This is a genomic window from Aureimonas sp. AU4 (assembly GCF_001463765.1).
Taxonomy (GTDB): domain Bacteria; phylum Pseudomonadota; class Alphaproteobacteria; order Rhizobiales; family Rhizobiaceae; genus Aureimonas.
On the sequence record NZ_BBWK01000129.1, the window covers coordinates 1 to 205 of the forward strand.

At 67.8% G+C, this 205-nt stretch carries 1 protein-coding gene; it reads right to left on the reverse strand.

Annotation, left to right across the window (positions count from 1 at the left end):
- On the reverse strand, window positions 1-205 hold a 205-nt coding region (locus tag AUL35_RS21400; RefSeq protein WP_156418163.1), incomplete at both ends, for a DDE-type integrase/transposase/recombinase.

A 205-nucleotide genomic window follows, 5' to 3' on the forward strand; every position in this document is an offset into this window, starting at 1 on the left:
CAGGATCGCGTTGGAGGTGAACTCCGTGCCGTTGTCGCTGACGATGGTCGTTGGGCGCCCGCGATGACGCACGATGGCGTCGAGTTCACGAGCGACCCGCAGACCCGACAGCGACGTGTCGGCGGCCAGCACCAGACATTCGCGGGTGCAGTCGTCGACCACCGCCAGGATCCGGAAGCGGCGACCGTCCGTGAGCTGGTCGGAC